Raw genomic sequence first — 19,058 nt, 5'->3', positions numbered from 1 at the left:
CGAGTATGAGCGACCAACAGCTGACAGTCGCAGAGCTCTTAGCCCGCGCATCCAAGGAGAACGGCGATCAGGCTCCGCGTAAGCGTCGCCGGCGCCGCCGCAGCCTCGAAGAGGGCGGTGTGTCCGTTGCCGAGCTCACCGGTTCGATCCCGAAGGTAGATAAAACCCCCGAGCAGCCCAAACACACCTCTCAGCCGATCGACGCGGAAAATACCGCCCGCACGTCCGAGCCCGCCCCCGAGGCAGCGCCGCCCGCTCCGGAGCAGTCGGCTGTGCAGCAGCAGGAGAGCGTCGATAAGCCTGCGAGTGCCCCGGTTGAGGAGCAGAAACCCGAGGGCTTTAGCCCGAAGCTCAACCGCGTGCCCCGTGGCGCTGCGGCGAAGGACAAGGACGAGACCATGGTGCTCGACGTGGTCCAGGAGGGCGAAGAGCCGCGTCTGACCACCGATACCTTTAAGGCCGTGAGCCCCGAGCAGGCGCAGCAGGCCGCTGCACCGCAGCCCGAGACCGCGCCGGAGCCGGTGGAATCCATCGAGCGTTCGCCGGAATCCGAGGGCACGCGCAGCGATGAGCCGCCGACCGCCACCCTCGAGGCGGTACGCGATGAGCACGCCGGCGAGCAAAAGCAGCGCGTGGCCCCCTATATGGCCGCTCCGGAGCAGCCGGCTGCGCAGCCCGATGCAGAGCCCGCTGAGGCCCCCGCGGCGGCTGCGGAGGAGGAGTCCGAGCGCTCGGTGTCCATCCCCGCCATTATCGGTATGACCGTGGTGGCTGTGGTGATTGGTATCGCCATCTTCAAGGGCTTCGAGCTGCTGTGGGCCAACTTCAGCAACCTCATCACCGGGGTGCTGGCCCTGGCCGTGACCGGCGGCATCGTCGGTATCGTGCACGCAATGCGCACTGATCGCGACAAGCTCACCATGCTGCTTGCCGCGGTGGTCGGACTGGTGCTCACCTTCGGCCCCTCGCTCATTGCCGGGCTCTAAGCGCCACCGGCTAGGAAACACCCCCGCTATGGAGATGATCCGGCGGGGGTTCTTTCTTGCGCTGCCAGCTACATCTGGCACAGTGGTGATATGACCAAGATTGCAGTGATTGGTGGCGGAAACATCGGTGAGGCCCTCATTTCTGGGCTCATTTCCGGTGGTATCCGCCCGCAGGATATCAACGTGTCCAACCGCCGTGAGGAGCGCGGACGCGAACTTGCGGAGCGCTTCGAGATCAACGACTACGTCGATAACTACCAGGCCGTTGAGGGCGTGGACGTGGTGTTCTTGGCGGTCAAGCCCTACATGATTGTGGATGTGCTCGAGGAAATCTCCGACTCGCTCAATGAGAACACCGAGGACGCGATCGTGGTGTCCATGGCCGCAGGTATCTCCCTGGCGGCCATGGAAGAGGTGGTCTCCGCCGGCACGCCGCTGGTGCGCGTGATGCCCAATACACCCATGTTCGTGGGCAAGGGCGTCTCTGCCATGGCGGCGGGGCGTTTCGCCGGTGATGCCGAGATGGACACCGTCGCCGAGCTCTTGTCCGCCGTGGGCGAGGTGGTGCGGGTGCGCGAGTCGGATATCGACGTCGTCACGGCGATGTCCGGATCCTCGCCGGCCTATGTGTTCCTCATGGCCGAGGCCATGACCGACGCCGGGGTGCAGCTGGGCCTGAAGCGGGAGCTTGCGGAGCAGCTGGCGGTGAACGCCATCGACGGCGCAGCCGCCATGCTCAAGGAAGGCAGCAAATCTCCTGTGGAGCTGCGTGCCTCCGTCTCCTCCCCAGCCGGTACCACGGCTGCTGCCATTCGTTCCCTCGAGGAATCCGGATTCCGGGGCGCGTTTTATCGGGCCATGGAAGCCTGCGCGAAGCGCTCCGCAGAGCTGTCCTGAACCGGCTCGCCGCAAACCCTTAAGTAGCACTTCACCCCGCCGATGGGTGGGGTGCTTCTTTTTTGCGGGGCCGCCCACCGCCGCGCTGATACTGGCGTCGATCAATGGTGGGAGAGGTCCCGCGAGCCGCCGCTGAGACCGGAACACGGGGTTTCAACTGGGCAAATGGGAAATCCGGTGGGTAGGGTGTGGGGCCTGGCAACTCACGTGCATGTAGTTTCCCACCTGACTCATGTGGCAGCTGAGATAAACTCCATCCCACCAGCTCGCATTCGTAACAACATTAACGCTAAGCTGTTCTCGAACACGATCGTGTCTCCATCTGCAGGAGGGGAAGCCTGCAGCGCGTTCGCGTTATGAAGGGTTTAACACTATGGCACACGAGGACAATGGCACCTTCTTGACCGTCGCAGAAGTCGCTGACATCATGCGCGTATCCAAGATGACGGTGTATCGACTTATTCACTCCAGCGAGCTGCCTGCCGTGCGGGTGGGGCGCTCCTTCCGAGTTCATGAGAAGGCCGTGAATGAGTACCTCGAGGCGTCGTTCTACGACGCCGGCTAAAACATGCTCCCGCGCCGCAGTCGATAGGCTGGGGCGCACATGTGCGGGCTGGTTATCGCGCTAGGGTGCTCTGCAGGGTGTAGCGAGGGGGAATTTTATCCTCGCTCACCCTCTAGGTATGATTGCTAGCATTCGTGTGGCATCACACCTGCTCCCTCTACGGGGGTGGCGGCACTCTCTTGCCGGGCGGTGCGTCCGACGATGTCCGTCCGCCTCGGCAGCGGCCTGCTGCTGCACGGCCGTCGCAGATGCGCACACTATGTATATATACGCACAACGATCTTAAGTAAGTGAGGATGCCCTATGGGTTCTGTTATCAAGAAGCGCCGCAAGCGCATGTCCAAGAAGAAGCACCGCAAGATGCTGCGCCGTACCCGCGTTCAGCGTCGTAAGCTCGGCAAGTAAGCCGCATGCGCGCGGCCCTTTATATCACTCTAGGGCCTGCTCACACACCGCCGCAGTAGAGATAATCTACAGCTCGGCGGTGTGTTTTTATGCTCTGGGCGAGGCCTAGCTCTTTTTCTTGGACTTGCCCAAGTAGCGCCAGGCGCCGGTAGAGAACGCGGCGGTGATGATGGCGGGCAGGCCAAATTTGCGCACGGCCTTGCGCACATTGCGATAGTCGCGCACCTCCCAGCCGCGCTGCAGGGCAGTCTTGCGGAGTTTGGCGTCGGGATTGACGGCCACCGCAGTGCCCACCATGGACAGCATGGGCAGGTCATTAATGGAATCGGAATAGGCCGTGCAGCGCTGCAGGTCGAGCTGTTCCACGGCGGCAAGCGCGGCCACCGCATGCCGCTTGCCGGAGCCGTGCAAGATATCGCCCACCAGGCGGCCGGTGAACTTGCCGTCCTTGACCTCGGCCACGGTGCCCAAGGCGCCCGTGAAGCCGAATTGACGGGCCAAGATCTGTGCTAGCTGCACCGGGGTGGCGGAGACCAGCCACACCTGCTGGCCGGCATTGAGGTGCATCTCGGCGAGCTCCTTGGTGCCGGGCCAGATCTTCTCCGACATATGGGTCTCCACGATGTCCTCGCAGAGTTCCACGAGCTCATTAACATCGCGGCCCTTAATAAACTCCAGCGCCTGCTGGCGGCCCTCGGCCACATCATTGGCGTTCTCGGAACCGCTGAGGCGGAACTTCAGCTGCTTATAGGCCACCGGTGCGATCTCGGAGAATTTAAAATACTTCTTCTTCGCCAGCCCCATGGCGAGCACGATGATCGAGGCGCCCTGGATCAGAGTGTTGTCCACATCGAAAAAGGCGGCCGCCGTATGGTCCTGCGGGATCTCCGGATCGGGGGTTGTGACCGACCGGGCGGACGCTGCCTCGAAGGCGCCGGAGACACTGGTCATGCCCGAGTCAAAGTCAGCGGGGTCGAGGCCAAAGACCTCGGCTACCGCGGCCTCGCCGGCGGCACGCTGGGACTGCTCATCAATCGGCGGGAGGGCGCGATCTTCAAAGAAGTGGCGCAGGTTCCCGCGCGAGGTGGACCACGCCGCCAGAAATTCCGAGGGCGAGCTAGGCCCATCGAAGGGACCGAGGGGAACGTTATTGGAGTTCACGGCGATTGTTCAGAGGCTTTCCGGGTAGGGGCTAGAGCTGAGAGGCACGCCCGAAAGTGGGACCCTTGCCATCGTATAAGGTTAGGGCGCAGCTTGCCGTCTTAATAATCACTCCCAGGATGGAGGCACCGATTGTCTATGCCCACCCACAGCGTTGAACTTATGGTCCGTGCCGGTTGTGGATCCTGTGTGCGCGTCGCCAAGCAAATCGAGCCCATTGTGCGCGCCGCCGGAGCGACATGGCAGGTGCGAGATGTGGATGAGGACCCCGAGCTCGCCATGGAGTTTGGCGACCGTGTGCCGGTGGTTGTGGTGGACGATGAGGAGTTTGCGTGCTGGGAAGTAGACAACTCCGAGTTAGCCAACACTTTGTTGGCTTGAAGGTGAAAGCAGACTAGCGTTCTTATCAGCCTTTAATGTGACTGATGAGGAAGCGGTGAGCTATTTCAATGAGCGTGCTAATTGTGGGTATGTCCCACCGGTCGGCACCTGTGTCGTTGCTTGAACAGCTCAGCATGGATGATGACGCAGCGATTCGCGTTGCGTCGACTCTGATTACCCGTCCCTCGCTCACCGAGGCCCTCATTGTCTCTACCTGCAACCGGGTAGAGGTGTACTGTGTCACCTCCTCCTTCCACGCCGGCGTCCACGAAGTGGTGGATGTCCTGCACGAATACAGCGGGGTAGACATCGATACGCTGCGCGCCAAGCTCTATGTGCGCTATGCCGACGCCGCCGCCGAGCACATGCTCATGGTCACCGCCGGACTGGATTCCATGGTGGTGGGGGAGCAGCAGATCATCGGCCAGGTGCGTCACGCCTACCAGCTCGCCTCGAAATCGGCCACTGCCGGCCCGGCGCTGCACTCTCTGACCCAGACAGCCCTGCACACCGGCAAGCGAGTCCACACCGAGACCGCCATTGATGAGGCGGGGGCATCCATGGTCTCCTTCGCCCTGCAGCAGGCGGTGGCCGAGATGGGCCGTGAGGAGGAGGAACTCCCCCTGAAGGGGGTTAGCGTTCTCGTGCTCGGCGCGGGGGCAATGGCCTCCCTGGCCTCCACTCATGTGGGCCGTATGGGGGTAGAGCGGCTCATCGTGTGCAACCGCACCTACGAGCGGGCGCAGAATCTGGTGGCCCACGCCCTCGAGGCAGGGGTGAACGCCCAGGCGATCCAGTACGAGGACCGCACCTCGGTGCTCAACGAGGTGTCCATGGTGGTCTCTGCCACCGGCGCCGATGGCTTCACCATCAACGCCAGCGACATCCCCGCCGATCATCCGGGCCTGGTGGCCGTGGATCTCTCCCTGCCGCGCGATCTGGACGATGCGATCGAGGAGCGTACCGGCTGCCACCTGATCAATATCGAGAAGCTGCACCACCACGCCGATGGCGAGACCTCGCAGGTGCACGCCGAGTCGCTGCGTATTGTGCGCGATGCCCTCGAGCAGTTCACCTCCCAGCAGCGCGTACGCGAGGTAGCACCCGCGGTCTCGGCGCTGCGTAAGCACGCCGCCGAGCTGGTGGAAGCAGAGATGGGACAGCTCATGCGGCGTACCCCGGGCATGGAGGATGCTGACCGCAATGAGGTCAATCGCACCGTGCGACGCATCGTCGATAAGCTGCTGCATCAGCCCACCGTGCGGGTGAAGCAGCTGGCAGCCCGCTCGGGCACCGTCACCTATGAAACCGTGATTCAGGAGCTCTTCGGGCTGCAGGATCCGGTGCCGGGGCGCTCCATTGCTGTGGCGATGGACGAGCTGCCCGGAAATATGGGGCATATGCCGGTGCGGGCCGAGTCCGTAGCGGAGACCTACCCCTCCTCGCTGAGCGTCAGCGAGTAGTCTTAATGGGCATGTTTCGGATTGGTACTCGCGGATCTCAACTTGCCACTACACAAACCGGCCATGTGCGCGATGCACTGGCCGAACTCGGCCACGACGCCGAATTAACGATCATCACCACCCCAGGTGATAAGAACATGTCCCCGGTGGAGCGCATCGGCGTCGGCGTGTTCACCCAGGCGCTGCGCGAGGCCATGGCCCGCGGCGAATGCGATCTGGCGGTGCACTCCTTCAAGGATCTGCCCACCGCCCCCGATGATCGTTTCGTGCTCGTCACCCCGGCCCGTGAGGATCGCCGTGAGGCCCTCATCGCCCGCGATGGGCTCACCCTCGATGAACTCCCCGAGCACGCCACCGTGGGCACCTCCGCGCCGCGTCGTATTGCCCAGCTGCGGGCGCTGCGCCCCGATCTGGATATCCGCCCCCTGCGCGGCAATATCGACACCCGTATGGGCAAGGTGCTGCATGGGGAACTCGACGCCGTGGTGCTGGCGGCAGCGGGGCTCACTCGCGTCGGGCAGCTCGATCGCGCCACGGAGCTTTTCGACGCCACCCGCCTGATGCCCGCCCCTGCCCAAGGCGCCCTCGCTATCGAATGCCGCGCCGAGGACACTCACGCCGTGGAGGCGATTCGGGCCCTGGCGGATACCTCAGCCGAGCTCTGCGCCGCCGCCGAGCGCTCCGTATTGGCCACCCTGGAAGCCGGCTGTACCGCGCCGGTGGCCGCCCATGCTGAGTTCAGCGAGGGGCAGTTGAGCCTCACCGCCGGTGCTTTTGCGCTCGACGGCAGCGCCCAGCTGGTGCACAGCGCCAGCGGCGCGGCCGAGAACAAGGAACAGGCCCGCGCGCTGGGCGCTGCGGTAGCCCGCGAGTTGCTCTCGCAGGGCGCCTCCGCACTGGTGGCCGTCTCCTAAACTCACGCGCTTGATCGTTTTGTGCGCGTCCTAGCGGCGCCCCGGATAGCACGCTATTGCTCTCCGCGGGCGCCGCTTCTGTCTCTTCCTACCCTGTGTGAGCTGGGAAAATAAAAAAGTTGAGCGAATCGGGAACAACTTTATGGGAAGCGCCGTTGTATGAGGTGAAAAGTTGAGTTAGCTTCACTCAAGAAGGTTGGCGATTATGACGAGAGTTTGTTAGCGTGGTCGCAGACGTTGAGTGAGCATTACTCAACTCGATGAATTCAAACGAGCCCCGTCCGAGTGGGCGGGCACAAACGTACAAACGTACACAGGAGGACAACACAACTATGGGACGTGCAGTAGGCATTGACTTGGGTACCACCAACTCGGTCGTATCCGTGCTTGAGGGTGGCGAGGCAACCGTTATCGCCAACTCCGAAGGCTCCCGGACCACCCCTTCGGTGGTCGCATTCGCAAAGAACGGCGAGGTTCTGGTCGGTCAGTCCGCGAAGAACCAGGCCGTCACCAACGTCGATCGCACCGTGCGCTCCGTCAAGCGCCACATGGGCAGCGACTGGACCGTTGAGGTCGACGATAAGAAGTACACCCCGCAGGAGATCTCCGCTCGCACGCTGATGAAGCTCAAGCGCGATGCTGAGTCTTACCTGGGCGATGATGTCACCGACGCCGTGATCACCGTTCCCGCTTACTTCGAGGACGCACAGCGCCAGGCCACCAAGGAGGCTGGTCAGATCGCAGGCCTGAACGTGCTGCGTATCGTGAACGAGCCCACCGCCGCCGCTCTGGCCTATGGCCTGGAGAAGGGCGACAAGGAGCAGACCATTCTGGTCTTCGACCTCGGTGGCGGCACCTTCGACGTCTCCCTGCTGGAGATCGGCGATGGCGTGGTTGAGGTTATGGCCACCGCTGGCGACAACGAGCTGGGCGGCGATGACTGGGATCAGCGCATCGTGGACTGGTTGGCTGAGAAGTTCAAGAGCTCCCACGGTATCGACCTGACCAAGGACAAGATGGCTCTGCAGCGTCTGCGTGAGGCTGCCGAGAAGGCCAAGATTGAGCTGTCTTCCTCGCAGCAGGCATCCATCAACCTGCCCTACATCACCGTGGACTCCGAGAAGAACCCGCTCTTCCTGGACGAGACCCTCACCCGCACCGAGTTCCAGCGCATCACCCAAGATCTGCTGGACCGCACCAAGGCTCCCTTCAACCAGGTAGTCAAGGACGCAGAGATCTCCGTTTCCGAGATCGACCACGTGGTGCTCGTCGGTGGCTCCACCCGTATGCCGGCCGTCTCCGAGATGGTCAAGGAGCTCTCCGGCAAGGAGCCGAACAAGGGCGTGAACCCGGACGAGGTTGTGGCCATGGGTGCTGCTCTGCAGGCCGGTGTGCTGCGCGGCGAGGTCAAGGACGTGCTGCTGCTCGACGTCACCCCGCTCTCCCTCGGTATTGAGACCAAGGGTGGCGTGATGACCAAGCTCATCGAGCGCAACACCACCATTCCGACCAAGAAGTCCGAGACCTTCACCACCGCAGAGGACAACCAGCCCTCCGTGCAGATCCAGGTATTCCAGGGTGAGCGCGAGATGGCATCCGCCAATAAGCTGCTCGGCTCCTTCGAGCTCGGTGGCATTGCCCCGGCGCCGCGTGGCGTGCCGCAGATCGAGGTCACCTTCGACATCGACGCCAACGGCATCGTGCACGTGACCGCGAAGGACAAGGGCACCGGCAAGGAAAACACCATCAAGATCCAGGACGGCTCCAGCCTGTCTCAGGAAGACATCGACCGCATGGTCAAGGATGCTGAGACCCACGCCGAAGAGGATAAGAAGCGCCGCGAGGAGCAGGAGGTGCGCAACTCTGCAGAGTCCATGGCGTACCAGACCCGCAAGTTCCTCGAGGAGAACTCCGAGAAGGTCTCCGAGGACATCAAGAAGAAGGTCGAAGACGCCGCCAATGGTGTGGACGAGGCCCTGAAGGGCGATGACCTCGATGCCATCAAGGACGCCGTGGACACCCTGTCCAAGGAGTCCCAGGAGATGGGCAAGGCCCTCTACGAGGCCGAGGCCGCCCAGGGCGCTACCCAGGCTGAGGGCGCCGACCAGGCCGCTGATGACAATGTTGTCGACGCTGAGGTTGTCGACGAGGAGGATGAGAAGAAGTGACCCACCCAGGCGAGATGCCCGATAACCCGGGCGATCCCGACGCCACGGATGAGGCCAACTACTCTCCGAACGAGGCCGAAGCCGCCGCTGCGGAAGCGGCGGCCGACGCCGAGGCCAGTGCAGCAGGCGGCGAGCAGGTAGTCGATCCCCTCGACGAGGAGATCAACGAACTGCTCGATGAGGAGGCCGCGCTTGCTGACGCCGAAGCCACCGAGGCTGAGGAAGAGGCAGCGGCCGAGGCTGAGGCCGAGGATCCGGCTGCGGCACAGATCGCGGAGCTCACCGAGGATCTCAAGCGCGTGTCTGCCGAGTACGCCAACTATCGTCGGCGCACCGAGCGGGAACGCGAGGGCGTGATCTCCACCGCCACGGTGAAGGTGCTCAAGGAATTGCTACCTATCCTCGATGACATCGACATGGCTGAACAGCATGGCGATCTCGAGCAGGGCCCCTTGAAGCCCTTCGCGGAGAAGCTCCGCAGCACCGTGAGCGGTGTGGGGCTCAAGCGCTTCGGCGAGACCGGCGACGAGTTCAACCCGGAGATCCACGAGGCCATCCAAGATGCCTCGACCGGAGAAGACAAGGCCCTCGGCACCGTGGTGCGCCCCGGCTACCAGTACAAGGACACAGTCGTGCGCGCCGCTATGGTGATCATCGACGACCCAGTAGAGGATCAAGAATAAAAAGCCCACGATATCGTGTAGCGGAAGGAGGGGACTGTACGTCTCATGGCACAGCGTGAATGGGCAGAAAAAGACTATTACGCGGACCTCGGGGTCTCCTCGTCCGCTTCCCAGGCCGACATCAAGCGCGCCTACCGGAAACTGGCACGAGACAACCACCCCGACACCCACCCAGGTGACACCCAGGCGGAAACCCGCTTCAAGAAAGTCGCCGAGGCCTATGACGTCATCGGCGATGAGCAGAAGCGCAAAGAATATGACGAGATGAAGGCCATGCTCTCCTCGGGCATGGGCGGATTCGGTCGCGGTTTCGGCCAGAGGGGAGGCGCCGGATTTCCCGGCGGGTTTCGCTCGACGTCGACGGAGGACTTCGACATCTCGGACCTCTTCGGCCAAACGGGCGGAGGACCCAGTGGAGGCTTTTCTAGTGAAGGCGGTCTGGGGGATATCTTCGGTGGCATTTTCAACCGCGGCGGTGGTGCTCGCCACGCAACTCGGCCGACGCGGGGATCGGACGTAGAAACCCAGATCACTCTGGATTTCCGCGAAGCCACCAAGGGCACCACCATCCCGCTCCGGCTCACCGGCGATGCCCCCTGCAATAAGTGTCACGGCTCCGGCTCCGCCTCGGCGAAGCCCGCCACCTGCGGGGTGTGCAATGGCACCGGCTATGAGTCGGAGAGCAAGGGCACCTTCGGGTTCTCTAAGCCCTGCAGCAACTGCAATGGCTCCGGCACCAAGATCACCGATCCCTGTTCGGCGTGTAGCGGCACCGGCACCGTCAACCGCACCCGCTCGATCACCGTGAAGGTGCCAGCGGGTGTGATCGACGGCCAGCGGGTACGCCTCGCCGGCCAGGGCGAGGCCGGGCCGAATGGATTGCCCTCGGGCGATCTCTTCGTCACCGTCCACGTCCGCCCGGATCCGGTATTCACCCGCTCCGGCGACGATCTCGAGCTGACCGTACCCATCTCCTTCGCGGAGGCGGTCTTGGACAGCACGGTGACAGTGCCCACCCTCGACGGCCCCGTCACGGTGCGTTTGCGGGAAAACACCCCCAATGGCCGCACCCTGCGGGTGCGCGGCAGGGGAGTGCCGAAGCGTGATGGCACCAAGGGCGATCTGCTGGTCACCGTCGAGGTGGTGGTCCCGGATCATCTCGATGCCGGCGCTACCTCGGCGCTACGCAGCTACGCCCAGGCCGAGAAAGACTCCGGTTTCGACCCGCGGAAGGACTGGGCCGGACAGGACTAAACCCGTTACGCCCACCCGGCTAACGCTGGGTGGGCCTCCACCCCAGGGGCGCCATCGCAGACGCGCGGCGGCGTGCCAACGACCACCGGATGTGAGTGAGGAGGTGTCTACCTAGCGTCATGACTCAACAGAACGACCACTCTGAGCACACGGAAGTCTATGTGATTTCCGTGGCAGCGGAACTGGCGGGCATGCACGCCCAGACGCTTCGCACGTACGACCGCATCGGGTTGGTGACGCCGCAACGCACCCGCGGCGGTGGGCGACGCTATTCGCCCAGCGACGTGGAATTGCTCCGAAAGATTCAGAAGCTCAGCCAAGAAGACGGTGTGAATCTCGCCGGAATCAAGGCGATCATCGAGCTCAGTCAAGAAAACGATCGCCTGCGCCAAGCAAATGAAGAGCTCAGCGAGGATCTCACGGCGCTCGAGCGCGAGGTGCACGAATTGCGCCGCAGCGCCGGGCGCAAGCGCGGCGAGATCGTGCACGTGCCCCGCTCCACCGCGGTGGTGGCGTGGGAGCCGCGCCGCTCCCGCAGCCGCCCCCAGCACTAACAACCTCCAGCCACCCACGACGCCCCGAGCGGGCTCGTGGGTGGTGGTGTATCTACGGCCATTGCGCCGGTGATGCATCGGCATAGGCGGTGCGCAGCGGGAATGCGAGCGTGCTAGTGAAAAACGTTATCGGCAATGATTGAAAATCTGGGTACAATGAAAGGTTGCACAATGACCCCTCTATAACCCTGAAGGAGTGGCACGTTTATGACAGCCACCGTTACTGGAATCATCGCCCGTGAAAAGGGCGCACCCGTAGAAAAAGCGCAGATAATTATCCCCGATCCTGGCCCCACCGATGTGGTGGTGGATATCAAGGCCTGCGGGGTGTGCCACACCGATCTGGCCTATCGCGATGGCGACATCGAGGACGCCTACCCCTTCTTGCTCGGCCACGAGGCGGCCGGCGTGGTCTCCCAGGTGGGCGAGGACGTCACCTTCGTTGCCGAGGGCGACTTCGTGGTGCTCAACTGGCGTGCCGTGTGTGGCGAGTGCCGCGCCTGTAAGCGCGGCGAGCCCAAGTACTGCTTTAGCACCCACAATGCCTCGCAGCCCATGACTCTCGAGGACGGCACCGCGCTCAGCCCCGCACTGGGCATTGGCGCCTTCGCGGAGAAAACCCTGGTGCACGAAAAGCAGTGCACCAAGGTGAATCCGGCGGAGGATCCGGCTGCGGCCGGGTTGCTCGGCTGCGGCGTGATGGCCGGACTGGGCGCGGCGGTCAATACCGCCGATATCGCCCGCGGCGAGTCCGTGGCCGTCTTTGGCTGCGGCGGCGTCGGCATGGCGGCCATCGCCGGGGCGGTGGTGAACCAGGCCCGCACCGTGATCGCCGTGGATGTGGACCAGCGCAAGCTGGATGCCGCCACCGACTTCGGTGCCACCCACACCATCAACTCCTCCGAACTATCGGAGGAGCAGGTGATCGAGCGCGTCCGCGAGATCACCGATGGCTTCGGCGCAGATGTGACCATCGACGCCGTGGGGATCATGCCCACCTGGCGCCAGGCCTTCTATTCCCGCGATCATGCAGGCCGCATGGTGATGGTGGGTGTGCCGAACCTGAGCGATCATATCGACATCCCGGCCATCGACTTCTACTCCCGCGGCGGCAGCCTGAAGCCGGCCTGGTACGGCGATTGCCTGCCCGAGCGCGACTTCCCCGCCTTCGTGGACCTGCACCTCCAGGGGCGTTTCCCGCTGGACAAGTTCGTCTCCGAGCGCATCGAGCTGGGAGCGGTGGAAGAGGCCTTCGCCACCATGAAGGCCGGAGACGTCCTGCGTAGCGTGGTGGTGATCTAATTATGTTCCGAGTTGATCATGTAGAAACCAGTGGCACCTTCGCCCTCGACGGGGGCGAATGGGATGTGGACAACAATATCTGGATCGTCGGAGACGACTCCGAGGTCTACATCATCGATGCTGCCCACCAGGCCCAGCCGATTATCGACGCCGTCGCCGGCCGTCGTGTCCGCGGCATCCTGTGTACCCACGCCCACAATGACCACATCACCGTGGCCCCAGAGCTGTCCACCCGCCTGGATGCGCCGATCTATGTGCACCCCGGTGACGAGATGCTGTGGCAGCAGACCCACCCCGATATCGCCCACGAGGCGCTGCGCGAGGACATGCTTTTCGACGTCGGCGGCGCGGAGATGAGCGTGCTGAACACCCCCGGCCACTCGCCGGGATCGTGCTGCTTCTACGTGCCGGAGGCCGCAGAGCTCTTCAGTGGCGACACCCTCTTCCAAGGCGGGCCGGGCGCCACGGGCCGGAGCTACAGCAGCTTCGACACCATCATTCACTCGCTGCGCACCTCCGTGCTGGAGCTGCCTGCCGAGACGATCGTGCGTACCGGGCACGGCGATCACACCACCATTGGTAGCGAGGCGCCCCACTTGGAGGAGTGGATTAAGCGCGGCTACTAGGGCTGATATGGCTGTAAACAGCGCGCGGACGGTTCCAGTGACATGCTGGCACCGTCCGCGCAGGTGTGTCGTGGGTCATATGCACCATGGTGGGAATGTGCGTAGGCTGTGTGACACATCACTACCCGCCGGGTAGAGGTGGTGCAGAAAGTCCCCACACACTGCGGTGCCATGGATATGGTCCGACGAGAGATACGGAGAACACAGCATGACTGTCTACGCACATCCCAATTCCGAGGGCTCGGTTATGTCCTTCCGCGAGCGCTATGACAACTTCATCAATGGCGAGTGGACCCCACCAGCCAGCGGCGAGTATCTAGACAACATCACGCCGGTCACCGGCGAGGTGTTCTGTCAGTTCGCTCGCGGCAAAGAAGAAGACATCAATCTGGCCCTCGACGCGGCGCACGCCGCCAAGGAGGAGTGGGGCCACACCGCCCCGGCAGAGCGCGCGATGGTGCTGAACAAGATCGCCGAGCGCATCGAAGAAAACGTAGAAAAGCTCGCAGTAGCCGAGACCTGGGAGAATGGTAAGCCGGTGCGCGAGGCCCTGGCCGCGGACATTCCGCTGGCTGCCGACCATTTCCGCTACTTTGCTGGTGTCACCCGCACCCTGGAAGGCCATACCTCCCAGATCGATCGCAATACCGTGGCCTATCACTTCAAGGAGCCACTCGGTGTGGTCGGGCAGATCATTCCGTGGAACTTCCCCATTCTCATGGCTGCGTGGAAGCTCGCCCCGGCCCTGGCCGCCGGCAACTGCGTGGTGCTCAAGCCCGCAGAGCAGACCCCGGTATCGGTGCTCTATCTCATGGAGCTCATCGCGGATCTGCTGCCCAAGGGCGTGGTGAACATCGTCAATGGCCTCGGCAAAGAGGCCGGCGCGGCGCTGACCTCCTCCCGTCGTATCGCCAAGGTGGCCTTCACCGGTTCCACCGAGGTGGGCAAGATGATCAACAAGGCAGTGGCCGATCAGGTGATCCCCGTGACCTTGGAGCTGGGCGGCAAGTCGCCCTCGGTGTTCTTCAGCGACATCATGAGCAAGGACGATGATTTCCTGGACAAGTGTGTCGAGGGTGTGGTCATGTTCGCCCTGAACTCTGGCGAGGTGTGCACCTGCCCCTCGCGCGCCCTGATCCAAGAGGACATCGCCGATGAGTTCATCGCCCGCGTGGTGGAGCGCACCAAGAAGATCAAGGTGGGCAACCCCCTCGACTCCGAGGTGATGCTGGGTGCCCAGGCCTCGCAGGAGCAGCTGGACAAGATTTCCGGCTACCTCACCTCCGGCCCGGCCGAGGGCGCCGAGGTGCTCACCGGCGGCAACGTGGCCAAGCTCGAGGGCAGCCTCGACGGCGGCTTCTATGTGGAGCCCACCATCATGCGGGGCGAAAACTCGATGCAGATCTTCCGCGAGGAGGTCTTCGGCCCCGTGCTGGTGGTCACCACCTTCAAGGACTTTGATGAGGCCATCGAGATCGCCAATGACACCAACTACGGCCTCGGCGCCGGTGTGTGGACCCGCGATCAAAACACCGCCTACCGTGCCTCCCGCGCCATTCACGCCGGCCGCGTGTGGGTGAACCACTATCACAGCTACCCGGCCGGTGCTGCCTTCGGTGGTTTCAAGGAGTCCGGTATTGGCCGCGAGAACCACGCCATGATGCTCGATCACTACACCGAGACCAAGTGCGTGCTCACCTCCTATGACCCCAAGCCCACCGGGCTGTTCTAAACACACACCCCGAGTGAGGATTCCGGCGCCGTGGCCCCAGTACTGCGGGGGGCGCGGCGCCGGTGGCGTTTAGCGGTGGGCGAGCCTGCCCAGGCGGGCAAGGAGCTCGGGATCATCCCAGTAGCTGGTGTGCGTGTGCCCACCGCGCCACACCTCCGCGCCGAAGCGGGAGGAACTGGGATCCGGGCCGTGCACCCCGAAGTGAGGATCGGGGGCGAGCGTGATGACATCCGCGCTGCCGGTCAGGGCCACCACATCTGTCTCCTCGTTATCAAAGACCAACTCCTCGCGGTGGCGCGCGCCCACCCCAGGCGAGCCGAGCAGCACCAAGGCATCGGTGGCCAGCCCCTCCTCGCGGGCGGCCATGCCGGCCACGGTGGAGCCATAGGAATGGCCGAGGGTCAGCAGCCGCGGCTCTGCCACCCGCTCCTCGCCGGGGCCGTCGCCTGCGGTGATGGCGCGGCGGCGATCGCGGAGCGACTGATGGAATGTGCGCAATTCCTCGCTGCCGCGCTGGGCACTGTCACGGGAGAGCGCTTGGCCGAGGTTGCTGGGGGCGCTATAGCCCATCCACATCACCGCGGCGCCGCCGGTGGCGCTGGCGATCGAGCGGGTGCGCTCAAGATAGGTGCCCCAGCCGGAGATATCGGAGGAACCCACCCCGGCGACCACGGTGGTGATCGACTCGGCCGCATCAATATCGCCCACCGCCACCACGAGCCGTCCATCCGAGGCCTCCAGCACGGTGACGTCGGGGTTCTCCGCCAGCAGCGGCTGAATCTCCTGCGGCGCCTGGGCGCGCTGCAGCACATCGATATCGCGGGCAGGAAGCTCGGCATAGTCCGCCAATCGTGAGGTCGGGGGCGGTAGTTCCGCGCCGCAGACACGGGCAATCTCGGCGCCACAGAGCGCGTCGAGCCCGCGGCCGGTGGCGAGGAGAAACATCCGCATCCGCTGGTGTATCTGCAGCACCGGCGCCCCGGCGGCTGCGGCGATCGGCGCGGTGGCGCGCAGCCCCTCCCAGAGGGTTTCAAGCTGCCGTTGGAAGGGGAGCGCGGCCTCTAACACCGAGGCAATCTGCTGCATCTGCGCGGCCGAGCGCGCCGCGGGGACCTGCACCTGCTCCTCATGCTGGGCGGCTGCATCGAAGGCGGCACCGCGTACACCTTCGCTCACAGCCTGCTGCCAGCGGCGAATATTGCTGTCGATCTGTCGCGATACTTCCACCGCGAGGGCCACATAGCGTTCGGCGATCGCCGCCATCTCCTCAGAATCAAGGGGAAGCTGCTGGGCGGGAGTGATCAGGCGTGTCATCGCAGCGCTCCTCCGATCCGCTGGGCGAGGTTGTTTGCGAGATGTTCATTGCAGCTGAGACAGCGGTGGACGAACTCCTCGACGCTGCGGGTGTGCTGGGTGAGGGCGGCGTCGACAAGCGACAGCCGGTGGGTGAGACGGCCACTGGCGGCACGCAGGGCGAGGCTGGTGAAGGCCGGCATGGCTGGCTCGGGTGGGCGCACGCTCACCGTGGCGGCGCGAAAGAGTGGGGAGACACTGTGGGGGCTAAAGCTGAGTTCATTCATGGCGCTCACTATGCGCCAGCCGCAGCGCCTGGGCGAGGGCGCGGCGCCGCGGCGTGTGGATAACCCAGGGTTATGCACATACGCTGGTGTTATGAAAGCAGCAGTAGTGCAAATTCTGAGTAGCGATGATAAAGAGGCCAATCTCGAGCAGGTGCTTGGCAAGGCCCGGGAGGCGGCCGCCCAGGGCGCGGAGCTGATCGTGTTTCCCGAGGCCAGCTCGCAGGCCTTTGGCACAGGTCGGCTGGACCAGCAGGCGGAGCCGCTCGATGGCCCCTTCGCCACCGCCGTCGCCGAGCTAGCCACCGAGCTCGACGTGGTGCTCGTGGTGGGTATGTTCTGCACCGCCGACACCATTGAGCGCGAGGGGAAAGAGGTCCATCGCGTCGATAATGTGGCGCTGGTGACAGGGCGCGGGCTGCACGCCGGATATACCAAGATTCACTGCTATGACGCCTTCGGATTCCGCGAATCAGACACCGTTCGCGCCGGGCATGAGCTGCTGGTAGTGGATGTGCCGAGTAGCAGCGGCGAGACGTGGAGGCTGGGCTGCGCCATCTGCTTCGATGTGCGTTTCCCCGAGCAATTTAAGGATCTCGCGCGGCAGAAGGGGGCCGAGGTGATCGCGGTGCCCACCTCCTGGCAGGACGGCGAGGGCAAGCGGGAACAGTGGCGCGCCCTCACCACTGCCCGTGCCCTGGATTCCACCTGCTATATTCTGGCCGCGGCCCAGGCGCGCCCCGGCGGAAAAGCGAAAGCCGGGGAGGACGATGGCCCCACCGGCATTGGGCATTCCCGCGTGGTGGGCCCGGCAGGGCAGGTGCTCGCCGAGGCCGGCTATGAGCCGGAGATCCTCTACGTGGAGCTCGATCGCGAGCAGCTGGATGCGGCGCGACGCTCTATTCCCGTGCTGCTCAACGAGGCGGACTACAGCTAGCGCCGCCTTTCAGCTAAGGCCGCGGCCTGCTCTCTGCGCTACCCGAGCGGGATGGTGTGAATCCGCGCCGGATCGACTCCGGTGTCGAGCAGCCGGGTCCGCGCCGGCAGGATGAAGTCGCCGCCGCCGTGGATGAAGATGTCATGGTTGCGCCACGCGCGCAGCGCCGAGTGCGACCCAGCGTGCACGGGCGGGGTGGTGCGCATGGCCACCTCGGTGGGGGAGCCGATATTGAGGTTCAGCCCCGTCGGCAGCTGGGAGTAGGTGGTGTCGTGGGCCCAGTAGGGGTTGTCGGGGGAGTCCACGCAGGGATATACCCGCAGCCAGGGATGGCTGGCGGAGAGCTGCATGAGCGTGGAGAGATCATAGAGCTCGGCGGGGAACTCGGCGCCATAGAACAGCGTCACATTGGGTGGGGTGTGCACGGCGGTGGCGGCGGTGCTATCGCCTGCGCTGAGCACGGAGTGGGCGTGCACCCGCATTTGCTGCTCGGCGAGATCGAAGATCATCGAGCGCAGCAGTGCGAGGCCATGAGTGTGGGCGAGCATGAGCACGTCACGGTCGCCGGGGATGGCGAGGGTGCCGAGGGGGTTGCCGATCCACCACACATCGCCGGGTCGGGCGAGACCGAACATGGGCGAGCAGCGTCCTCGCTGGTTGATGCGCACGTGGAACTCGATGAAGCCTTGGGGGTTGCTGGGGTTGGCAGGGGAGAGGAAGCGCCATTCGCCGGGGATGAGGTTGGCATTGCAGGGCACAAACTGCCCCGCGCGGTAGGGGATGGGCCGGTCGGTGACCACGCGCACCACGCTGACGCGCTTGGTGCGGCGCTCCACTTCCACCACTTCCGCCCGATACAGTGCGGGGATGCCGCGATGTTCCTCGGCGATCATGGCCGAGGCCATGATGTCGCAGGCTTTGCTCACCGCTTCTTGGGCGCCGAGCACGTGGCCGACGGACATATCGGCGCAGTTGTCGAGGATGCCGCGGTTGATGATGCGGCCGAACTCGGGCAGGACGTGCACCGGCACCCGGAATTTACGGTGATCGCGCCCCAGCTGGGCGATGATGCGCTGCATGCGTGGGGTGAGCTCGCCGCTGGCGGGGGTGTTGCGCAGCAGCTTCTCGAGCACGGGCACGAGAAAATAGTGGCGTTGTTGCGGCGTCGCGGAGAAGAGGATGGCGAGATCGGGGAGAGCGGCTATGAGTCGCTCATAGGTGGTGGTTCGAAACGCCTCTGCACGGGAGACAAGGCGCTCTGCGATATCACTCAGATCCTCTGTGGCCATGGCCCTATTCTGCACCATTTCGCAGTGAGCTGGGAACTGAAGCCAGAGTTGAGGGTGGGTTGCTCAACTTTTTTTGAAAATATTTCTGCTTGAGTGGAACAGACTCAAGTTTTGGTGCGTTATAGAGAGTGAATCCCCCACGAGGCGATGGCGCACGGCGCTTA

The 19,058-nt window shown here is 64.0% G+C and carries 19 protein-coding genes; 15 read left to right on the top strand and 4 right to left on the bottom strand.

Annotation, left to right across the window (positions count from 1 at the left end; all coding sequences use genetic code 11):
• Positions 1–5 precede the first annotated feature (5 nt).
• The 4 genes from KRX12_RS05575 (at position 6) to KRX12_RS05560 (ending at position 2,853) form a co-directional block, all read left to right on the top strand.
• Entirely contained in the window at positions 6–986 is a 981-nt protein-coding gene (locus KRX12_RS05575) for a hypothetical protein (protein ID WP_218366008.1), read from the top strand.
• 90 nt (positions 987–1,076) lie between these two features.
• Positions 1,077–1,883: a pyrroline-5-carboxylate reductase gene (gene proC / locus KRX12_RS05570; RefSeq protein WP_218365031.1), complete on the top strand. Its 807-nt coding sequence runs from the start codon at positions 1,077–1,079 to the stop codon at positions 1,881–1,883.
• Positions 1,884–2,256: 373 nt separating this feature from the next.
• On the top strand, positions 2,257–2,448 hold the full coding sequence (locus KRX12_RS05565) for a helix-turn-helix domain-containing protein (RefSeq protein WP_018019464.1): 192 nt from the start codon (positions 2,257–2,259) through the stop codon (positions 2,446–2,448).
• A gap of 303 nt (positions 2,449–2,751) precedes the next feature.
• The gene (locus tag KRX12_RS05560; RefSeq protein ID WP_003855542.1) at positions 2,752–2,853 is read left to right on the top strand and encodes a 30S ribosomal protein bS22; all 102 of its coding nucleotides are present in this window, start codon (positions 2,752–2,754) and stop codon (positions 2,851–2,853) included.
• Between the two features lie 105 nt (positions 2,854–2,958).
• On the opposite strand, the gene KRX12_RS05555 is transcribed toward KRX12_RS05560, so the two are convergent.
• A complete protein-coding gene (locus tag KRX12_RS05555; protein WP_218365032.1) occupies positions 2,959–4,014 on the bottom strand; it encodes an HAD-IB family hydrolase in 1,056 nt (351 codons plus the stop codon).
• 138 nt (positions 4,015–4,152) lie between these two features.
• On the opposite strand from KRX12_RS05555, the gene KRX12_RS05550 reads away from it, so the two are divergent.
• The 10 genes from KRX12_RS05550 (at position 4,153) to KRX12_RS05505 (ending at position 15,091) form a co-directional block, all read left to right on the top strand.
• Positions 4,153–4,395: a glutaredoxin family protein gene (locus KRX12_RS05550; RefSeq protein ID WP_218365033.1), complete on the top strand. Its 243-nt coding sequence runs from the start codon at positions 4,153–4,155 to the stop codon at positions 4,393–4,395.
• Positions 4,396–4,463: 68 nt separating this feature from the next.
• Complete coding sequence (locus tag KRX12_RS05545; protein WP_218365034.1) at positions 4,464–5,858, top strand: glutamyl-tRNA reductase; 1,395 nt, start codon at positions 4,464–4,466, stop codon at positions 5,856–5,858.
• 11 nt (positions 5,859–5,869) lie between these two features.
• Complete coding sequence (hemC, locus tag KRX12_RS05540; protein ID WP_218366007.1) at positions 5,870–6,772, top strand: hydroxymethylbilane synthase; 903 nt, start codon at positions 5,870–5,872, stop codon at positions 6,770–6,772.
• 332 nt (positions 6,773–7,104) lie between these two features.
• On the top strand, positions 7,105–8,940 hold the full coding sequence (dnaK, locus tag KRX12_RS05535; protein ID WP_151529285.1) for a molecular chaperone DnaK: 1,836 nt from the start codon (positions 7,105–7,107) through the stop codon (positions 8,938–8,940).
• Positions 8,937–9,623 (top strand): nucleotide exchange factor GrpE, encoded by a 687-nt coding sequence (gene grpE / locus KRX12_RS05530; protein WP_218366006.1) that lies wholly within the window; start codon positions 8,937–8,939, stop codon positions 9,621–9,623. The genes dnaK and grpE overlap by 4 nt, the downstream gene beginning before the upstream one ends.
• Positions 9,624–9,668: 45 nt before the next feature.
• Entirely contained in the window at positions 9,669–10,877 is a 1,209-nt protein-coding gene (gene dnaJ, locus KRX12_RS05525; protein ID WP_151529283.1) for a molecular chaperone DnaJ, read from the top strand.
• A gap of 119 nt (positions 10,878–10,996) precedes the next feature.
• On the top strand, positions 10,997–11,431 hold the full coding sequence (locus tag KRX12_RS05520; RefSeq protein WP_218365037.1) for a heat shock protein transcriptional repressor HspR: 435 nt from the start codon (positions 10,997–10,999) through the stop codon (positions 11,429–11,431).
• A 207-nt stretch (positions 11,432–11,638) separates the two neighbouring features.
• Positions 11,639–12,733, top strand: a complete 1,095-nt coding sequence (locus KRX12_RS05515) for an S-(hydroxymethyl)mycothiol dehydrogenase (RefSeq protein WP_151529281.1) — start codon at positions 11,639–11,641, stop codon at positions 12,731–12,733.
• Between the two features lie 2 nt (positions 12,734–12,735).
• Entirely contained in the window at positions 12,736–13,359 is a 624-nt protein-coding gene (locus tag KRX12_RS05510) for an MBL fold metallo-hydrolase (protein WP_218365039.1), read from the top strand.
• A 208-nt stretch (positions 13,360–13,567) separates the two neighbouring features.
• Complete coding sequence (locus KRX12_RS05505; RefSeq protein ID WP_218366005.1) at positions 13,568–15,091, top strand: aldehyde dehydrogenase family protein; 1,524 nt, start codon at positions 13,568–13,570, stop codon at positions 15,089–15,091.
• A 69-nt stretch (positions 15,092–15,160) separates the two neighbouring features.
• Here the strand turns inward: KRX12_RS05505 and KRX12_RS05500 are convergent, their stop codons facing one another.
• A complete protein-coding gene (locus KRX12_RS05500) occupies positions 15,161–16,405 on the bottom strand; it encodes an alpha/beta hydrolase (protein WP_218366004.1) in 1,245 nt (414 codons plus the stop codon).
• A complete protein-coding gene (locus KRX12_RS05495) occupies positions 16,402–16,671 on the bottom strand; it encodes a hypothetical protein (RefSeq protein ID WP_151529277.1) in 270 nt (89 codons plus the stop codon). The genes KRX12_RS05500 and KRX12_RS05495 overlap by 4 nt, the downstream gene beginning before the upstream one ends.
• Positions 16,672–16,762: 91 nt before the next feature.
• On the opposite strand from KRX12_RS05495, the gene KRX12_RS05490 reads away from it, so the two are divergent.
• On the top strand, positions 16,763–17,605 hold the full coding sequence (locus KRX12_RS05490) for a carbon-nitrogen hydrolase family protein (RefSeq protein WP_218366003.1): 843 nt from the start codon (positions 16,763–16,765) through the stop codon (positions 17,603–17,605).
• A gap of 38 nt (positions 17,606–17,643) precedes the next feature.
• Here the strand turns inward: KRX12_RS05490 and KRX12_RS05485 are convergent, their stop codons facing one another.
• Positions 17,644–18,894, bottom strand: coding sequence for an FAD-binding oxidoreductase (locus tag KRX12_RS05485; RefSeq protein ID WP_218365043.1), 1,251 nt, complete (start codon positions 18,892–18,894; stop codon positions 17,644–17,646).
• Positions 18,895–19,058: the final 164 nt, after the last annotated feature.

Origin of the sequence: Corynebacterium sp. TAE3-ERU2, from assembly GCF_019209955.1 — a bacterium.
Classification (GTDB): domain Bacteria; phylum Actinomycetota; class Actinomycetes; order Mycobacteriales; family Mycobacteriaceae; genus Corynebacterium; species Corynebacterium megadyptis.
The sequence above is the reverse complement of the archived record's forward strand: the minus strand, read 5'-3'. Positions and strand labels throughout refer to the sequence as shown.

Excerpts from the sequence above, each read along its gene's own strand:
- KRX12_RS05575 (WP_218366008.1), top strand. The coding sequence starts at position 6 with ATGAGCGACCAACAGCTGACAGTCGCAGAGCTCTTAGCCCGCGCATCC.
- proC (WP_218365031.1), top strand. The coding sequence starts at position 1,077 with ATGACCAAGATTGCAGTGATTGGTGGCGGAAACATCGGTGAGGCCCTC.
- KRX12_RS05565 (WP_018019464.1), top strand. The coding sequence starts at position 2,257 with ATGGCACACGAGGACAATGGCACCTTCTTGACCGTCGCAGAAGTCGCT.
- KRX12_RS05560 (WP_003855542.1), top strand. The coding sequence starts at position 2,752 with ATGGGTTCTGTTATCAAGAAGCGCCGCAAGCGCATGTCCAAGAAGAAG.
- KRX12_RS05550 (WP_218365033.1), top strand. The coding sequence starts at position 4,153 with ATGCCCACCCACAGCGTTGAACTTATGGTCCGTGCCGGTTGTGGATCC.
- KRX12_RS05545 (WP_218365034.1), top strand. The coding sequence starts at position 4,464 with ATGAGCGTGCTAATTGTGGGTATGTCCCACCGGTCGGCACCTGTGTCG.
- hemC (WP_218366007.1), top strand. The coding sequence starts at position 5,870 with ATGTTTCGGATTGGTACTCGCGGATCTCAACTTGCCACTACACAAACC.
- dnaK (WP_151529285.1), top strand. The coding sequence starts at position 7,105 with ATGGGACGTGCAGTAGGCATTGACTTGGGTACCACCAACTCGGTCGTA.
- dnaJ (WP_151529283.1), top strand. The coding sequence starts at position 9,669 with ATGGCACAGCGTGAATGGGCAGAAAAAGACTATTACGCGGACCTCGGG.
- KRX12_RS05520 (WP_218365037.1), top strand. The coding sequence starts at position 10,997 with ATGACTCAACAGAACGACCACTCTGAGCACACGGAAGTCTATGTGATT.
- KRX12_RS05515 (WP_151529281.1), top strand. The coding sequence starts at position 11,639 with ATGACAGCCACCGTTACTGGAATCATCGCCCGTGAAAAGGGCGCACCC.
- KRX12_RS05510 (WP_218365039.1), top strand. The coding sequence starts at position 12,736 with ATGTTCCGAGTTGATCATGTAGAAACCAGTGGCACCTTCGCCCTCGAC.
- KRX12_RS05505 (WP_218366005.1), top strand. The coding sequence starts at position 13,568 with ATGACTGTCTACGCACATCCCAATTCCGAGGGCTCGGTTATGTCCTTC.
- KRX12_RS05500 (WP_218366004.1), bottom strand. The coding sequence starts at position 16,405 with ATGACACGCCTGATCACTCCCGCCCAGCAGCTTCCCCTTGATTCTGAG.
- KRX12_RS05495 (WP_151529277.1), bottom strand. The coding sequence starts at position 16,671 with ATGAATGAACTCAGCTTTAGCCCCCACAGTGTCTCCCCACTCTTTCGC.
- KRX12_RS05490 (WP_218366003.1), top strand. The coding sequence starts at position 16,763 with ATGAAAGCAGCAGTAGTGCAAATTCTGAGTAGCGATGATAAAGAGGCC.
- KRX12_RS05485 (WP_218365043.1), bottom strand. The coding sequence starts at position 18,894 with ATGGCCACAGAGGATCTGAGTGATATCGCAGAGCGCCTTGTCTCCCGT.